This is a genomic window from Stenotrophomonas sp. SrG (genome assembly GCF_050031795.1).
Classification (GTDB): domain Bacteria; phylum Pseudomonadota; class Gammaproteobacteria; order Xanthomonadales; family Xanthomonadaceae; genus Stenotrophomonas; species Stenotrophomonas rhizophila_A.
In genome coordinates, this window is sequence record NZ_JBNBBE010000596.1 from 1 (window position 1) to 251 (window position 251).

General features: G+C 70.1%; 1 pseudogene. It reads right to left on the reverse strand.

Features of this window, described 5'->3' with window-relative positions:
* Positions 1-240 (reverse strand): annotated as a pseudogene (locus tag ACQG3P_RS20975) (glycosyltransferase family 39 protein); the annotation flags it as partial.
* Positions 241-251 lie beyond the last annotated feature (11 nt).

The following is a 251-nucleotide window of genomic DNA, read 5'->3' on the forward strand; positions in this document are numbered from 1 at the left end:
AAACCAGCGGGTGGCGATTCGTGAGACCATCCACGGCAGCATCGCGCCGATCGCCAGGAACGGCAGGCGCTGCGCCAGCACGTGGTTGCCGCCCAGCTCCACGCCCAGGCGCGCCAGCCAGGCGGACAGCCCGGGCAGATCGGAATAGGCGGCGGCCAGGTGCTGGCCTTCCTGCCAATCGAACGCTTCGTCCACGACCAGGGGCAGACGCGCGGCCACCACGAGCTTGACGGCCGTGATGCTGGCTCGTG